Genomic DNA, 14,875 nt, shown 5'->3' with positions numbered 1-14,875 from the left:
CTGCCGGAGTCCGACCTATGGGGCTGCTTGGTACGGGTTGGCCAGGGCGGGGGTTCGGTGAGGGGGTGTCGGGGTGTGACGTGATGTTCAGGCGCCGGCGAGTTGCTGTGCCGCTGAGTTGAGTGTGACGGCTGTGACACCTCGGCGGGATGGAAATCGGATCGGCGTCAACGGAGTTGATGCGGGAAGAGCCGATTCAGGAGGGGTCATGCGAGCGATTCAGGTTTCCGAGGTGGGCGGTCCCGAGGTGCTGCGGCTGGTCGATGTCGACCTGCCGGTGCCGGGTCCGGGCCAGGCGGTGGTGGCGGTCGCCGCGTCCGGCGTCAACTTCCTCGACGTCTACCACCGCCAGGGCCGCTACGCCCTCCCGCTGCCCTTCACCCCGGGCACTGAGGGCGCAGGCACGGTCGTTGAGATCGGACCCGGCGTCGTCGACGTCGCCGTTGGGGACCGGGTCGGTTGGGTGGAGATTCCCGGCAGCTATGCCGAGCGGGCCGTCGTGGACGCCTCCCGGCTCGTGCCATTGCCTGACGGTGTCGCATTCGAGACCGCCGCCGCCGTGCTGCTGCAGGGCATGACGGCGCACTACCTCGTCAAGGACGCCTACCCGGTGCAGCCGGGCGACACGGTGCTCGTGCACGCTGCCGCGGGCGGCATGGGGCTGCTGTTGACCCAATTGATCACCCACCTCGGGGGCAGGGTGATCGGCACGACGTCGACTCCGGAGAAGGCCGAGCTGGTTCGGGGCGCCGGGGCCGCCGAGGTGATCCTCTACTCCGAGGTGGACGATCTCGCGGCGGAGGTGAAGCGGCTCAACGGCGGCGAGGGTTTACCGGTCGTCTTCGACGGCGTCGGCAGGGACACCTTCGATGCGAGCCTCGCCAGCCTGCGAACCCGCGGCCACCTGGTGCTCTTCGGCGCAGCGAGTGGCGCCGTGGCGCCCTTCGACCCAATCCGGCTCGCCCAGGGTGGTTCGCTGACCCTGATCCGACCGAGCCTCGGGCACTTCATCGTCGACCGGTCCGAACTGCTCCGGCGCGCCGCCGACGTGCTCGAATGGGTGCGCACCAAGGCTCTGGAGATCACCGTGACGGCCCGCTACCCGCTCGCCGAGGTCGCCCGGGCCCACAGCGATCTGGAGGCCCGGCGTACCACCGGCAAGCTGCTCGTCATCCCGTAGCCACGAGGTACGCAAAAACGGCTGGGCGATGACCGGGTCCGGCCTGGACGGGATCGCCACCCCCGACGGCGGATGGTGGTGGCGATCAGACGCCGCCGACGCCGCCGTCGAGTTACCCGAGCGGCGCTAGCGGGACCGATAACGGTGGCGTTGCCGGCCAGGTCCGCCGGGCACGTCGCGGAGCGGCAGGACCGCGCTCATCAGCCGGCCGCCGTAACTAGGATGTCCGGGCGGCCCTGGCAGGCCCCGGACGCGCCAAGGTGCGGATTCGAGGGGGTCGGGGCCAAGCGCTGGGTCCATCGGCGGTGCACCGCCGATGGCTGCGGGGTTCGGCTTCGCACACGATGCTCGGTGGGCTGCGGCCGACCAGGGCGACAGCCACGCGTTGGAAATGTTGGGCCAGCTAGGGCTGGACAATGGCGACTCTCCGGATGCAGATTGGTTGAACCGAGCAGCCAGCCCCGAAGGCTGGGTAAAGGTCACCGTGCCGCTGGGAGACCAGTGCCGGGCGTACGCCGTCCGGTCCGCGCACCCGGAGGGTAGGCAACCCCTTGCGTAGTCGCGGATGCCCCAGGATCCGGGCAGGGGCGCCGACGGGTACGCGGGTGGTGGCGACGTAGCTGAACTTCTCGTCCTCGTGGCCCAGCGTGCCGGCCTTGACTCGGCGGTGCGACGCCGACCGGTTCACTCGGGCGATGAAATGACACCAGTCGTCGGCGGTCAACGGGCATTCCCTTGCGGACGCGGCGGCTGCCCGGACAAGGTCGGCCTGGGCTGTGGTGGGCAGCTCGGCTAGGACGTAGGAGATGGTGATCAGGTCCGCCGTCGGGATCCGGCCGCCGACGGCGAACTGCGTCCAGCGCACGCCGGCCAGCGCCCCCGCCGCGATCCGCTCCCCCAGCCGCAGGGACTGGTCCAGAACCACGGTGCCGGCCAGCGTGGGAAAGGCCGCGCGGGCCGCCCACACCGCCGCGCCCGTCCCGCCGCCGACGTCGACGTGGGTCCGGGGTGTGCGGGGGCCGGTGGCCGCCATTGCCGAGCGGACTGCGGCGGAACGGGGATCGGAACCTCGGTCTGGAGCATGCTCGGCTCCTCATGGTGGCTGATGTCCCGACCATGAGCGCAGATCGGAACCGCGACCACCGCCGCGTCCGCAGCCGGTCGACGGCCTTGTAGCCACCGGCGTGTTCGCCCGCCGCTGGGCACGACGGGCGAATGCCTACCACTGCCGGCGAGGATGCGAACTCGCCCGACCACCGTAGGAGTACTAACCAGTGCGCGCATAGGTCGAGGTGGTACCGGTGATTCCCACCAGGGTCAAGCCTCTACCACCGGGACTCAATCGCCAGTAGTAGATCGAGGGTTTGTTGAACCAGGAGCGCTTGTTCGGAAAGTAGTACAGGACGCCATCGTCGCTGGTCTCGTAGTCGCCGAAGGACCTGTCCTTCTTGCCCCAACCGCCACCGTACCAATTGTCGAAGGTCCCATCGGCATGGAAGGTCAGGTGGTGGTCCTGGCCCGCGACCCGACCTTTCCATCGTCCGACAAGTTGCGAGGCACTCATCGGTACGGGTCGTTCGGATCGGGCTGCCGCATGTTGTTCACGATGTCGCGTTGCGACTGTATGACCATGTCGGCCAGCGCAGGCCCGGAGGCCACCGACGAACGCGTGAGGCCTACGCGGGGCTTGTCAGACGTGGCCGACCTCGCGGGCCCCTCCGTCCGCGCCCTGGCGGCGCGCACCATGGTGCCGACGAACAGGACTGCCACACCGGCTCCAGCCGCGAGTTTGGCGAGCTTGGCGACGACGGACTTTCCGGCCGGAGGTGATTGACTACTCATCGGTCTCCTTGTGAGGCAGAGTCTTCGGTCGCAGCTTGCCCAGTAGTTGCTCACCGATGTGCCGGGTGGACTCGGCGTTGGGCCGGCCTTCATCACGTAGGTCGACCCAGATCCTGAGGTATTCCAGGGTGCGCTCGGCTGCGTGGCCCGAAACGGGTTGCCCATGGAGTTCGTGGAGTTCGGCAATGAGCTTGGCTTCCACGACGGCCACGGCGATGCCCTGGCTGACGGCCTTCACTGGTAGCAACACGGCGGCTTTCCCGGGCAGGGGCATGTTGCCGATGGCCCCGATCGCGCGGGACCGCTTCACTGCTGTGTCAATCAACAGCTGGCCGATCTCGCCTTCGCCAAGCCCGGGGAATTCAGCGAGCAGGGTGCTTCGTCCACGGATCATCGTTGTGCGCAGGACTCTGGAAGCGAGCTGTTGCAGCCGGGCGGAGTTGATGCTCACCGCTCCGGACACCGCTTTGCCGGCGCGGCCACCGGTGAGCTTGGACAGGAGCCTACGCGGTCGGCTCTCGGGTTTGGGCGATTCACTTATCAGGCCCTCGGCCAGGACCATTGCCTCGGCCTCGGTGTCAAACTCATGATCCGCAGAGTCTGTCATGTCCCCCTCCGTAGTCTGGGATCCTCTGTGTTGTCGGTATGGCCCATCCTGGCAAGATCAGATTGCGCGCCGACCCTAGTCACGGTTGGTCGACCAGTGGGCGGCCGCGCCGGTACGGATCCAGCAGTCGGCGTAGAAGATCAGAGTCAACCGCACTCTTTGGGTACCGGACTCGGCTCGGGAACGGGTTCGGCGCCTCATCGGCCCGGTGCGCTGGCACTTCAGGGAGGCCATGCCGTTGGCCACGTTCACTACGCTTGGATACTGCGGCTTCAAGGTTCGCCTCCAGTTCGGAGTGTCGGCCGAGTGATCGCACGTGGCACGCGAAACGCCTTCGAGGTACCCTGAGCGAGGTAGGTCGACGTCACTCGATGCGTCGAATAGTGATCATCGACGTCCCCTCCACGGCGAGAACTCGCCGTCGATGTTGGCGACAATTGCACTGCATCAGCCTCGGATTCAGTTCTTCTGTAGCAAGAATCCGGCATCAAAGACAGGCGGGCAAGTTGCTATCTCCCAATAGCGGCTATTGGCATTTCGCATATCGCGGGAGCAGATGGTGGACCTACGATTGTTGCACCACTTCATAGTCATCGCCGACATGGGCAGAGTCAGCGCGGCAAGCCGCCAGCTGCACGTGAGCCAGCCGACGCTGAGCCAGCAGCTACGGCAACTGGAGAGGCAGATCCGGTCACCGCTGTTCGTGCGCGGACCGCGAGGCATGGAGCTGACCGACGCCGGCAAGGCGTTCCTCGAACCGGCACGGCTGGCGTTGCGCGCGGCCGACGACGCCATTGAGGCTGCCCGAAGCGCCTCGTCGACCTTCGTCGGAGAACTACGGGTCGGGATCCTGCACAACGGGGTCGCCGAACTGACCGCGCCGATCATCAGGACGTTCCGAGCTGCCTACCCGAACATCGACCTCATGGTGACGCCGGTGCTGTTGACTGAACTCGAAACGGGACTGTTGGATCAGCGAGTAGACGTCGCGCTGCAGTACCTGCCGATCTGTTCGCCGCAGTTGCACGCCGATCCGCTCTACGACGAACCACGAGTGTTGCTGATGTCCGACCATCACCGCTTCTCCGGGGCTTCCGGCGTGACGTCTGCGGACTTTCTGGCCTCCCCCACCGTTCAGACTTCCTCACGGATACCCGCGCACTGGTCCAACTTCTGGAGCTTCGCAGAGCTACGCGCCGGCGCTCCACTCGACCACCGGCGCGAGTTCGACAATGTGCACGCCGCGATCATGTTCATCAGCGTGAGCGACGACGTCTCGATCCCCGTTCCCGTATCGATCAGCCGCTTCGCCTCCTTCAGCGGCCTGCGATACGTCCCGGTGACCGACGCCTCCGCCTGTACCGCGGCCGTGGTCAGCCGGGCGGTCGATCGTCGGCCGGCGACCCGGGCATTCCGCCGGGTCGCCATCGACACCGCGAACCGGTTGCGCTTCCTGGTCGAGCAGGCCACCGCGCCCGATGCCGGCACGACACAACCGTGACGGCGATCCAATCCGGTAGTCACTGCGCCGACGGGTCGCGACCGGCCCCTCGAGCCCAAGGGAACTCAGGGCGCTTTGCCGAGCATCCGAGCCGCGCGGAGCAGTCGGTCATGAATGTGCTGGCATGCCTCATCTTCGGAGTCGAAAAGCTCGCTCGGGGTGCGGACACCTCGCTCCTAGGTGCCCTCCACCTAAAGGCCGTCCTGACTCAGCTCTAGGTAGAGCGATCCGTCGCCCGCGCGACCCGCATGTGTGCCTTCGTCGACGATGGCGTACCACGACTCAGGGATCCCCGCCTTCCCGAGGGCGGACAGCAGTTCACGTGTATTCATGGTCGCTGACTACCACGACAGCGTCCGTCGTGCAGACCGACAACGTGGGAATGACCGTCCGGGAGCGTGGTCGTCGGGTTCGGTGACCACGCCTCCCGGATCCTGTTTCGAAGTTTGTGGACATACACCAATAGAACCTTTGCCGCATATCCTATTTCAGGTCTTGTTTGCCGGACTATAATGTTTCAGAATGATAAGGGTGGAGTACGACTTCGGTCCCGCCCGTCCCGGCCCGGCGTCCCGCCCGGAACACCGGGCCGGTCAGCTCCACCCGCTGCTGCGCCTGCAACGGGCGGCTGGCAACAGTGCGGTCACCGCCCGGTTGGCCAGAGTTGTGCAGCGCGCCGCCGACCTGCGTGTCACAGGCACACACCCCGATGCGGCCGGGACCGCGAACGCGGTGTTCTTCGACCGCAACTCCAGCACGCTCACCCCGCAGGAGGCCGCGAAACTCCGGGCGTTCGACGGAGAGCCCCTGGACGAATTGGTGCTACGGGGCACCGGCAGCGAGGACGAGGCCCAGCTCGGCACTCTGATCGAGCGGCGGATCGACGCGGTGGAGGCGGCGCTGCCCGCCGACGGTGGACGGCCCCGCCGGGACCCCAGGCCAGAAGCCGCGGCTGGGGTGATCGACTACCGACGCCTGCGGCGGGTGCAGGTCATTCGCCCCGAGGAGGTGCCGCCGGTCCAGGTCTCCGAGCACCCCGACGTGGTCTGTGACCCGCCGGAGATGTACCACACCCCCTACGCCCGCGCGGTGGAACTCCTCGCCCAGGCCCGCGGTGCTCTCAGTGGCCAGGTCGTGAAGTCCACCCGGGACGCTCTGCGGCTCCTGTTCGGCAGCGAGGACCCCGCCGAGGTCGCGGCTGGCCTGGCCGCGATCGAGACCCAGCTACGGGTCCTGCGGGTGCCGATCCCCCTCGACGATCCGACCGCGCCCGGATTCCGGTGCGTCAGCGCCGCCTACGGCGGGGCCAACGTCCGGGCCGTCAACCACGGCGTGGGCGCCTCGGCCCGCCTCACCATCGGACCGGAGTTCCTGAACGACCCGAGCGTCGACAGCCGGGCCCTCACCCTGATCCATGAGGCCTCCCACGGCACCCCGGGCCTGCTCACCCTCGACCACGCCTACGCCTGGCAACGGCTGCTGTACACGCTGCCGCGCACCGCCGCGCTCCACAACGCCGACAGCTACACCCGCCTCATCCAGCTGATCGACAACGAGCTGGCACCGCGCGAGGGCAGCCACGACACCGCGACCCGGTTGCCGCCCGGGGACCGCGACCCCGCCCTGGCCGCGATGGCCCTCCTCGAACACTGGGTCCAACGAGCCAAACTCGCCGCGCTGACCCTGCACCGCGGCATCGGCCCGACCGGCAACTGGTTCAACGCCGAACGCTCCAGCGTCGGGGTGTACGTGATCCTCCAGCACGCCTTCGACCTGGGCGGAAGTCCGACAAAGCCCAAACTGGCCGCCAAACACGCCGTCGCCGGAATCTACGACCGGCTGCAGGACCTGCGCACGGCGATCTCCGGCACATCGTTCACGATCCGGCCGAGCCCGATCCACCAACCCCGCTGGAACCCGGCCGGCGCCATAGCCCTCCCACCGGCGTTCTTCGCCCTGGACACCTCCGAACAGCGCACCGACTACCTGACCGACCTAGTCGTCACCCACTCCGGGCAGATCGAGGCGCCTCTCCAACCGGGCTTCATCGAGGCCATCAAACGGATCGGCACCCTGCCCTGATCCCACACGGACATGTCAACCACACTCCGCACTGACCACCTGGATCGGCATCCCCGGGCAGCGCGCGCCGCCGAGCTGCCGTTCCCGCAACGCTGACCCGGGGCGCGTCTCATCCGCCCGATGGCCAGCCCCTTGGGCCGCCGTCCAGGTCCAACAGCCGGGCGCGGATCTCCTCGAGAACCTGCTCGAAGTAGGCTTTGGCGACCTCATCGGTGGTGGTCTGCAATGCCTCGTGCAGGGCGGTCCGAGCTCGTCGCCGAGGCTGTCGGCGATCTGCCCGTACGAACTCGCACGTCTTGTGCATCGCGAGCCTCTGGGCGCGCTTCTCCAGAGCCGCGAGGTGCGCGGGGTCCAGCATGATCGGAACAGGAGTCGGCGTGGGGGCGGGCAGCGCCTCGGAGGAGGCCGGGATTGCCTTGTGGGCCGGTGTGGTCGCGAACGTCGCGATCAGGCCCGCGAGCCCACAGGCCCCGAGGAACAGCAAGAGCACCTTGCCCTCCTTCGACTCCAGGAAGTCGTCGAATTTACTCATGTCGTGGGCCGTGACGTACTCACACACCTTCACCCACGCCTTGCCGAGGGCGAGCGTCGAACCGACAGCCACCGCGCCGGAGATAGCACCACCGACGACAGGCCCGGCCACCGGTACAAGGCCCACGGCGCGTTGGGCGAGGCGCTTCAGCGCGGCCCAGGTCGCCTGTTTGGCCCTGTGCCGACCAACTTGGGCGGCCAACGCGCTGGCGATTAGCGACACTGAGAATGTCGCCTGACGTTCGCACTTTCGGTGAGCAGCAAGGATTCCGCGAGCCGTTCTCCCGCGCACCCCGACTTTCCGCTGGTTGGTCGGCTACGCGTAGCCGGACAACGTCTGGGTCCATCGGAGGACTCCGAGCGATGCGACCACATCGACATAGTAGGCGTCAGCACCATCTTTGAGGTGCGCTGCGAAGATCATTTCATCGCCGCAGGATTGGCTATCCCACCCGAGTATGTCAACACTCTTCTGGCGATCCGGCAAGTAGATCTCATCGAGATTGTCGCCTTGCCGGACCCGAACGTCCACACTATCCAGTGTGTCCGTGCCGCCCTCGTAGGTGAGGGCAAACTGATCCCACGTCTCCCACCTATCGGGAAAGTCAACATCGCAGAGGCCAATCGCCTCTAGGCTAAACATCGGCGCCTCCCGCTTCTTGACATGCGTGACAGCAGAACAAGGCCACTTCAGTTCGCCCTTGGTGGCTACAACCTTGATCCTCACCTGCCCAACCGGGCTACAGAGGTGGGATTCGAAGGACATCGAATCCTTAGGCGAGCGATTGTTCCATAACAGCGACTGTTCGATGCTGTGGGTAGCACGGAGCAGCAATCCGTCGAGGTTACTTCCGTCGCTGACCGAGATCAATACCTGGTCGAGATCATCCGGTCCAGACAGGTAGGTCAATACGAACTGCTCCCACTGCTCGTGCTGCGGGACGTATCCGTCGTTCCACACGAGAGCGAACCGCGGGGCAAGGGATAGAGACATGAGCTCGTTGGACCGCTCCGACGCAATGGCCTGTCGATGTGCTGCCTCCAACTGGCCCTCTGCCGCCGCAACAGCCCGTCTGGCACTTTTCGCCTGGGAAACTGCGATCACCGCGCTGACCACAGCAACCACAGCCGTCGCGATGGACACGATATTGGTCACGTCATACAGGTCGTTCACATCATCGATGTTCTCACCTCAGCGCTCATCGAGAGTCCCGTCCAGTTGGCCAGTTCGGCGCTTACGGCGAACCGACCGAGCCTATGCCCGAAGCGGACTCTACGCGGGCTCGTTCAGTCCCGTTTCTCCAGCTGAGATCTACCGGCGCGTGTCGGCGGGCTTCTCCTCCTCCGCCTGCTCTGGGACGTGGCTGTGGTGCCTGGGCTCGGTTCCACCAGCCCTGCCATCATGCGAGACGGTCCTGGGACCGTTGCGGGAAGACAGCTCTGATGCAGCTCAACTTGAGGGTGGCGACGAGCAAGAGGCGATCAACCAGTTGGGAGTAACGACTAGAAGGCCCACGACTGGGACGGTGAGCGCGGACAGGGCCGCCGACAGCGGAGGGCGACGCATCGAGCGCTCCTTGACGGTGGCGGATCCGAGGCGAAGAGGGCCCTCTATGGGCCTGTCTTTGCTCGGATCTGCATGTTGCCTCGGTCACCGCGCGCTTGCCCTGCAGGGACGGGCGGCTGAGGCCGCCGGCTAGCAAAGCGGGTCGGAGCTGCGTGTCTCTCGCGCTCCGGCCCGGTCGTCCGCCGGCTACGTGGGAAGGACCGGCGGAGTTGGTGGAGGGCGGTGTGCCTGCGAGCGGCACGCGCGTGACGCGTACTACCGGGCCCGCAGGCCATTTCCCCCTCGCCCCTGTGGGGCTGCCTGTCGGCCAGAATGCGCGAACAGCGGATCCTCCCATCACCACTGGCAGGGCTGCGATGAGTGATCGCTTGACCGGCGTGTCGATGAGCCCTGCTCACCGTCGGGGGCACGCGGCGGCAGGCCCTCACCCCGGCGCGGCCCGTAGCGCCTCCAGGCGCCCGGTGACCGGCCCGAAGCTGAACATCCCGGTCTGAGCCCCGGCAATTTCCCCGGCGGCGGGAAGAAGCGCGGCGTACGTGCGTGCGGCCAGCCGCCGGTCGCCCAGCTGAACCGCTGCCCGCCCCGCGAGGCTCCACAGCACCTCCTGAAACTGGTCGGCACGGGGTTCCGGCAACGCGCGCAGTGCCGCTCTGGCCCCGGCACCGTCCCCGCGTCCGATCAGGAGGTGTGGTCGCGCCCACGGCTCGTACGGGCCCCAGCCGCTCAGGTCCCCGGCGGGCAGCCCATGCTCCAGGCGCAGGCACAGCAGTGCCACCGCGAGCAGGCCGTCGGAGACTCCAGCCATACCGGCGCCGTCCAGGAGTGTGGCTGCCTCGCGGTAGGCGGCCTCGGCTGCGCCCGGCTCGGCACCCGTGGCCGCGAGTCTCAGTGCCCGGAACCATCCGGTGAACACGCCGACCAGGGCGAGATCATGGTGTTGGGCAAGGGAGTCAGCGGCGTCCGCGTGGTTGCCTGCGGTGGTGAGGTCGCCCAGTGCGCTACAGGACTGGATCCGGATCAGGTGGCCGAGAACGGTGTACGTGGCCAGCCCGTGGCGGCCTGCCACGTCGAGGATCTCGGCTCCGATGGCATCACGTTGGGCGGCCAGTCCGCAGTGGCCGAAGGACTGCATGAACATTCCGTTGAGCGTGAACACGAGCAGTCCCGGATCGGCGAGGTCACGGGCGAGCCGTACACCGTCGACAGCCGCCTGGTGGGCGCTGGCATCACGCTGGCCCCGCGACTCGAGCGCGATGGTGGCCAGCAGGCGGGCGCGGAGCGCGTCGCTGACCCCCGCTGGCAGGGCCGCGAGCGCACGGCGGGCGGCGGCGACCGTCCGGGCCGCCTCCGCCGGATCGTCCGCCCGGCTCCAGATCGCGGGTACGTCGTACGCGCCGATCACCCGGGCGGCCAGCTCGGGGTCGCCCAGCCGTTCGGCCGCCTCGATCGCCGCCAGGCGGTGTTCACGGGCGGCTTCCAGGCCGGTGCCTCCGGTGACCGCCAGGCCCCGCAGCAGGCCTACCGCCGACTCCAGCCGTGACCGCGCGCCCGCCCCGATCGCGCGGTCGTACGCCGCCGTGGCGCTGGCCCACACCTGGCCGGCCACCGCCCCGGCCGCCGTCACCCGCTGCTCGTGCCGCAGGATGTCGCCCTCCAGCACCGCCAGCTCCGGCCCGGGATCCAGCCCGAACTGCTCGGCGAGCAGGCTACGGGCCCGGCGCAGGACGACCAGCGCGTCGGCCTGGCGCCCGTCCTGGTACAGGGCCAGGGCGAGTAGCCGCCAGGCGTTCTCCCGCCAGGGGTGCCGCACGGTGTGCCCGTCCAGCTCCGCCACCGCCGCCGCCGGCTGCCCGAGGCTCAGCCGTGCCTCGGCCAGCCGTTCGACGGCTTGCAGGCGCAGTTCGCCCAGCCGGGCACGTTCGGCCTGGGCCCACACGTCGTCGGGCAGGTCCGCGTAGGCCGGGCCCCGCCACCAGGCCAACGCCTCCTGGAGCCGGTCGATGACCTGTGCGGGCCGGGCCTTCGCCGCGTGGTCCACCGCGTCCTCGAACCGCCAGGCGTCCACGGTGTCCGGCCCGGTTCGCAGCGCGTAGCCGGGGCCCTCTGTCACCAGGAGCGTGGCCGGGCTCCGGGGCCGACGGTCCGGTTCCAGCGCGCGGCGCAGGTCCGCGACGAACGTCCGGACCGCTGCGGCCGGGCCTTCCGGTGCGACCGGCCACAGGTCGCTGATCAGCGTGCCGAGCGGGACGACCCGGCCACGGGCCGCGATCAGCCGCCCGAGGACCGCCTTGTGCCGGGGGCCGCGCAGGGCGAGCACACGGTGGCCCGTATCCCGCGCCATGATCGGCCCGAGCACTCCGAACTCCATGCGTACCCCCGCTGAACTGGCCTTTCGTGTGATGGGCCCCGGAGGTGAGCCTAGCTGCTCATCGAATACTCATTGGCGGTCCGCACAGTGGAGTGGTCCGCGCACACCACTCCCCCAGAAGGTCTGAAAAGATGACAATCAGGATTCCCGGTTTCGAGTACCGCAGCATCCCCGGCAGCGGCGGCCTGCCGATGAACGTCGCCGTGGCCGGCTCGGGCAGCCCGATCGTGCTGCTGCACGGGTTCCCGCAGACCCACCTGATGTGGCGGCACGTGGCTGCGGACCTCGCGCGGGATCACACCGTGATCGTTCCCGATCTGCGTGGTTACGGAGCCAGCGCGAAGCCCGACGCCACAGATGGATCCGTGTACAGCAAGCGCACCATGGCCGTCGACGTGATCGCCATCGCCCACGCGCTGGGCCATGACCGGTTCGCGCTGGCCGGCCACGATCGTGGCGCGCTCGTCGCCTTCCGGGGCGGCCTCGACCACCCCGACGCGATCAGCCACCTGGCCTGCCTGGACGTATTACCCACTCTGGACATGTGGGACGTCATGCGGGGCGCCACGGCCGCGATCGGCTTTCACCTGTACCTGATGGCCCAGCCTCCCGGCCTGCCCGAACAGCTTATCGCCGGAGCCTCCGACGCCTTCTTCGGCCACTTCCTTGACGCGTGGACGGCGAATCCGCAGGCGATCCCGGCTGGAGTCCGCCAGGTGTACCTCGACGCCTCCCGGGCCGCCATCACCTCGATCACCGCCGACTACCGCGCCTCGGCGACCGTCGACATCCAGCACGACACGGCTGACCGGGCCGCCGGTACCCGCCTGGCCATGCCGGTCACCGTGCTCCAGCAGGACTGGGGCGCGGCGCTCGGGTTCGACGCCGGAGCGCTGTGGCGGGCCTGGGCCCCTGACCTCGATCACCGTACCGTCTCTATCGGCCATTTCATGCCAGAGGAAGCCCCGGAGACCGTGACCGCAGCGCTTCGTCAGCTCCTGACCCGCTAGACGACGCCGAGCGGGCACTCAAACGGTCAGGCGCCGATCGGGGTCGCCGAGTTCGCGCCGCGACGCCGGCGACGAACAGGCTTCCCGCAGCCACCTGGCCACCTGCAGGACGATCGAACTGGCCACGGGCTACACACCGAAACACCTCTAGAGTCGCAGCAGTGCCGGGTCGGCGCGGACTATCGCCTGGTTGAGGTCGCGAGGTTCGAGGTGTGGTTCGATGCCGAGTTCCTCGGAGAGTCTGCGGCGTAGCTCCCAGTAGGTCTCGATGGCTTCGGACTGGCGACCCGCACGGTAGAGGGCGAGCACCAGATGCTTCCAGAACCGTTCTCTCTCCGGGTGCCGATCGGTCAGTGCGCGCGGGTCCGCGACCAGGGTGGCCCCGGCCCAGGACTAGCTCGAGTTCGAAGCGCCGGTCCTGGGCCTGTAGGTACCCGTTCCACAACGGGGTGACATCGCTCATCTGAGGATGTGGAACGCGACCTCGTGGATGTGGAAGTTGTGGGCGTAGACGGTCAGTGTCGACGCGGCATGATCGGCGCGGCGATCTGCCTGCTCGGCGTCGCCGTGATCATGTACGCACCCCGCACCTGATCCGTCGCGGCTCGCCGCACCGCCGAAGTCGGGCGCCGGAGCGCTGCCGCACAGCCCAGCGCCGGCAGGCAAGCCTCGCATCGCCGCCGCTGTGGTGCAGCCTCCACAACCCGAGCACCGGCCATTCGTTCCCTCGGGCGTTGAGGCGCTACGTGCTTTGCTCGACGCCGGGTACAACCCGGTCGTGCGGGCGCGGCCGGGAAACCGGGCGACACCAGCGGGCCGGAACACTAGGGTCTGCGCCATGACCAGTGCCAGCAGTCCCGATTCGGCCGCCGACCTCGCTGTGGCCCACAACCGCGCAGCCTGGGACCGCCAGGTGGACCTCGATGACGAATGGACCAGGCCCGTGTCGGCCGAGGTGGTCTCCCGGGCACGGGCCGGAGACTGGTCGGTCGTCCTGATCGGGTACGAGCCGACGGCCCGCGACTGGTTCCCCGCCTCCCTGACCGGCCTGGACCTGCTCTGCCTCGCCTCGGGCGGCGGCCAGCAGGGCCCCGTGTTCGCCGCCGCCGGAGCGAACGTGACCGTGTTCGACAACTCCCCGCGCCAGCTCGCCCAGGACCGGCACGTCGCCGACCGCGACCAACTGGCCATCCGCACCGTACTCGGGGACATGCGCGATCTGTCGGCCTTCTCCGACGCCAGCTTCGACCTGGTGTTCCACCCGGTGTCGAACCTGTTCTGCCCTGACCTCGCGCCGGTCTGGAGCGAGTGCTTCCGCGTCCTGCGCCCGGGCGGCGCCCTGCTCAGTGGCTTCCTGAACCCCGACCTGTACCTCTTCGACGTCGACGCCCTCGACAACCGCGGCGAACTCGTCGTCCGCCACAAGCTCCCGTACAGCGACCTGACCCACCTGTCCGCGGAGGAACGCGTCTCCGTCTTCGGTCCCGAGGCGCCCCTCGAATGGGGCCACTCCCTCACCGCCCAGATCGGCGGCCAACTCGCGGCCGGGTTCCACCTGACCGCCTTCGCGGAGGCCCCCCACCACGCGGGCGCCACCGCCGCCTACATGTCCGGCTACTTCGCCACCAAGGCAGTGAAGCCCGAATAGCCGTCGCGGTAGTGGCGGTTCACTCTGGCGGGTTGTCCCGCGGCGCGGACGAGTACTGCGTCGTACGTGTCGCATGCGCGCTCCGCCACACTCAGACCGTACGACCTAGCCTCGGAGCGCGACGGTTCCCGGCGTGATCGCGCCGGGAACCGCGCCTTGAAGGTTCAGCACTCCAGGGTGTAGCGGTACACGTACCGGCTGGAGGTACCCCAACTGCCGGCCGGGTTGGTCGGGCATCCCGTCCAGCTCTCGCCGATGAAGTGCGTGTGCGCGGCGTCGTCGAAGTACAGGGTCACCAACTGGGAGGTGCCCCCGCCGCCGACCGGGATCGCCTGGGCGGGCGCGGCGCTGACGCTCACGCCCGTCAGGATGAGCGCCGCCGTGAGCAGAAGACGTCGAAACATGGGAATTCTCCTCGGTGTTCGATGAAGTTGACGGGCCCACTGTGATCCGACGAGCCGCAACGGGGCTGGAGCCGGGCTGGAACGATCCCGTCCGCGTCCGGTGTGCGACCGATCCGGTCATCTGCGGGGATTCGT

General features: G+C 68.3%; 14 protein-coding genes. 6 read left to right on the top strand and 8 right to left on the bottom strand.

The features are described from left to right. Positions 1 to 247: 247 nt before the first annotated feature. Positions 248 to 1,180 (top strand): quinone oxidoreductase, encoded by a 933-nt coding sequence (locus AB0M43_RS07640; RefSeq protein WP_363722122.1) that lies wholly within the window; start codon positions 248 to 250, stop codon positions 1,178 to 1,180. Positions 1,181 to 1,583: 403 nt separating this feature from the next. Here the strand turns inward: AB0M43_RS07640 and AB0M43_RS07635 are convergent, their stop codons facing one another. The 3 genes from AB0M43_RS07635 to AB0M43_RS07625 form a co-directional block, all read right to left on the bottom strand. Then, positions 1,584 to 2,213, bottom strand: a complete 630-nt coding sequence (locus AB0M43_RS07635; protein ID WP_363722121.1) for a small ribosomal subunit Rsm22 family protein — start codon at positions 2,211 to 2,213, stop codon at positions 1,584 to 1,586. Between the two features lie 234 nt (positions 2,214 to 2,447). Next, positions 2,448 to 2,744, bottom strand: coding sequence for a hypothetical protein (locus AB0M43_RS07630; RefSeq protein WP_363722120.1), 297 nt, complete (start codon positions 2,742 to 2,744; stop codon positions 2,448 to 2,450). Between the two features lie 270 nt (positions 2,745 to 3,014). Continuing rightward, positions 3,015 to 3,629 carry a hypothetical protein gene (locus AB0M43_RS07625; RefSeq protein WP_363722119.1) on the bottom strand — a complete coding sequence of 205 codons (615 nt, stop codon included), beginning with the start codon at positions 3,627 to 3,629 and terminating at the stop codon, positions 3,015 to 3,017. A gap of 556 nt (positions 3,630 to 4,185) precedes the next feature. On the opposite strand from AB0M43_RS07625, the gene AB0M43_RS07620 reads away from it, so the two are divergent. Together AB0M43_RS07620 and AB0M43_RS07615 are read left to right on the top strand one after the other, a co-directional pair. Further along, positions 4,186 to 5,130 (top strand): LysR family transcriptional regulator, encoded by a 945-nt coding sequence (locus AB0M43_RS07620; RefSeq protein ID WP_363722118.1) that lies wholly within the window; start codon positions 4,186 to 4,188, stop codon positions 5,128 to 5,130. 522 nt (positions 5,131 to 5,652) lie between these two features. Then, a complete protein-coding gene (locus tag AB0M43_RS07615) occupies positions 5,653 to 7,212 on the top strand; it encodes a hypothetical protein (protein ID WP_363722117.1) in 1,560 nt (519 codons plus the stop codon). 109 nt (positions 7,213 to 7,321) lie between these two features. Here the strand turns inward: AB0M43_RS07615 and AB0M43_RS07610 are convergent, their stop codons facing one another. The 3 genes from AB0M43_RS07610 to AB0M43_RS07600 all read right to left on the bottom strand — a co-directional run bounded on the left by AB0M43_RS07610 (position 7,322) and on the right by AB0M43_RS07600 (position 11,678). Continuing rightward, positions 7,322 to 7,966 carry a hypothetical protein gene (locus tag AB0M43_RS07610; RefSeq protein ID WP_363722115.1) on the bottom strand — a complete coding sequence of 215 codons (645 nt, stop codon included), beginning with the start codon at positions 7,964 to 7,966 and terminating at the stop codon, positions 7,322 to 7,324. 93 nt (positions 7,967 to 8,059) lie between these two features. Next, the gene (locus AB0M43_RS07605) at positions 8,060 to 8,917 is read right to left on the bottom strand and encodes a hypothetical protein (protein ID WP_363722113.1); all 858 of its coding nucleotides are present in this window, start codon (positions 8,915 to 8,917) and stop codon (positions 8,060 to 8,062) included. A gap of 817 nt (positions 8,918 to 9,734) precedes the next feature. Further along, positions 9,735 to 11,678, bottom strand: a complete 1,944-nt coding sequence (locus tag AB0M43_RS07600; protein ID WP_363722112.1) for an AfsR/SARP family transcriptional regulator — start codon at positions 11,676 to 11,678, stop codon at positions 9,735 to 9,737. Between the two features lie 131 nt (positions 11,679 to 11,809). Here AB0M43_RS07600 and AB0M43_RS07595 point away from each other — a divergent pair, with 131 nt between their 5' ends. Then, positions 11,810 to 12,688: an alpha/beta hydrolase gene (locus AB0M43_RS07595; protein WP_363722110.1), complete on the top strand. Its 879-nt coding sequence runs from the start codon at positions 11,810 to 11,812 to the stop codon at positions 12,686 to 12,688. Between the two features lie 147 nt (positions 12,689 to 12,835). Here AB0M43_RS07595 and AB0M43_RS07590 read toward each other — a convergent pair whose 3' ends face one another. Then, positions 12,836 to 13,063 (bottom strand): BTAD domain-containing putative transcriptional regulator, encoded by a 228-nt coding sequence (locus AB0M43_RS07590; protein WP_363723302.1) that lies wholly within the window; start codon positions 13,061 to 13,063, stop codon positions 12,836 to 12,838. A gap of 96 nt (positions 13,064 to 13,159) precedes the next feature. Between AB0M43_RS07590 and AB0M43_RS07585 the strand changes: the two genes are divergently transcribed. Together AB0M43_RS07585 and AB0M43_RS07580 are read left to right on the top strand one after the other, a co-directional pair. Then, positions 13,160 to 13,282 (top strand): hypothetical protein, encoded by a 123-nt coding sequence (locus AB0M43_RS07585; RefSeq protein WP_363722108.1) that lies wholly within the window; start codon positions 13,160 to 13,162, stop codon positions 13,280 to 13,282. Between the two features lie 244 nt (positions 13,283 to 13,526). Then, entirely contained in the window at positions 13,527 to 14,336 is an 810-nt protein-coding gene (locus AB0M43_RS07580) for a class I SAM-dependent methyltransferase (protein ID WP_363722106.1), read from the top strand. Positions 14,337 to 14,500: 164 nt separating this feature from the next. Here the strand turns inward: AB0M43_RS07580 and AB0M43_RS07575 are convergent, their stop codons facing one another. Beyond that, positions 14,501 to 14,740 (bottom strand): DUF6289 family protein, encoded by a 240-nt coding sequence (locus tag AB0M43_RS07575; RefSeq protein ID WP_363722104.1) that lies wholly within the window; start codon positions 14,738 to 14,740, stop codon positions 14,501 to 14,503. Between the last annotated feature and the right edge of the window lie 135 nt (positions 14,741 to 14,875).

Source organism: Longispora sp. NPDC051575 (genome assembly GCF_040681875.1).
Classification (GTDB): Bacteria; Actinomycetota; Actinomycetes; order Mycobacteriales; family Micromonosporaceae; genus Longispora.
This window is presented reverse-complemented; position numbering and strand designations above follow the sequence as displayed.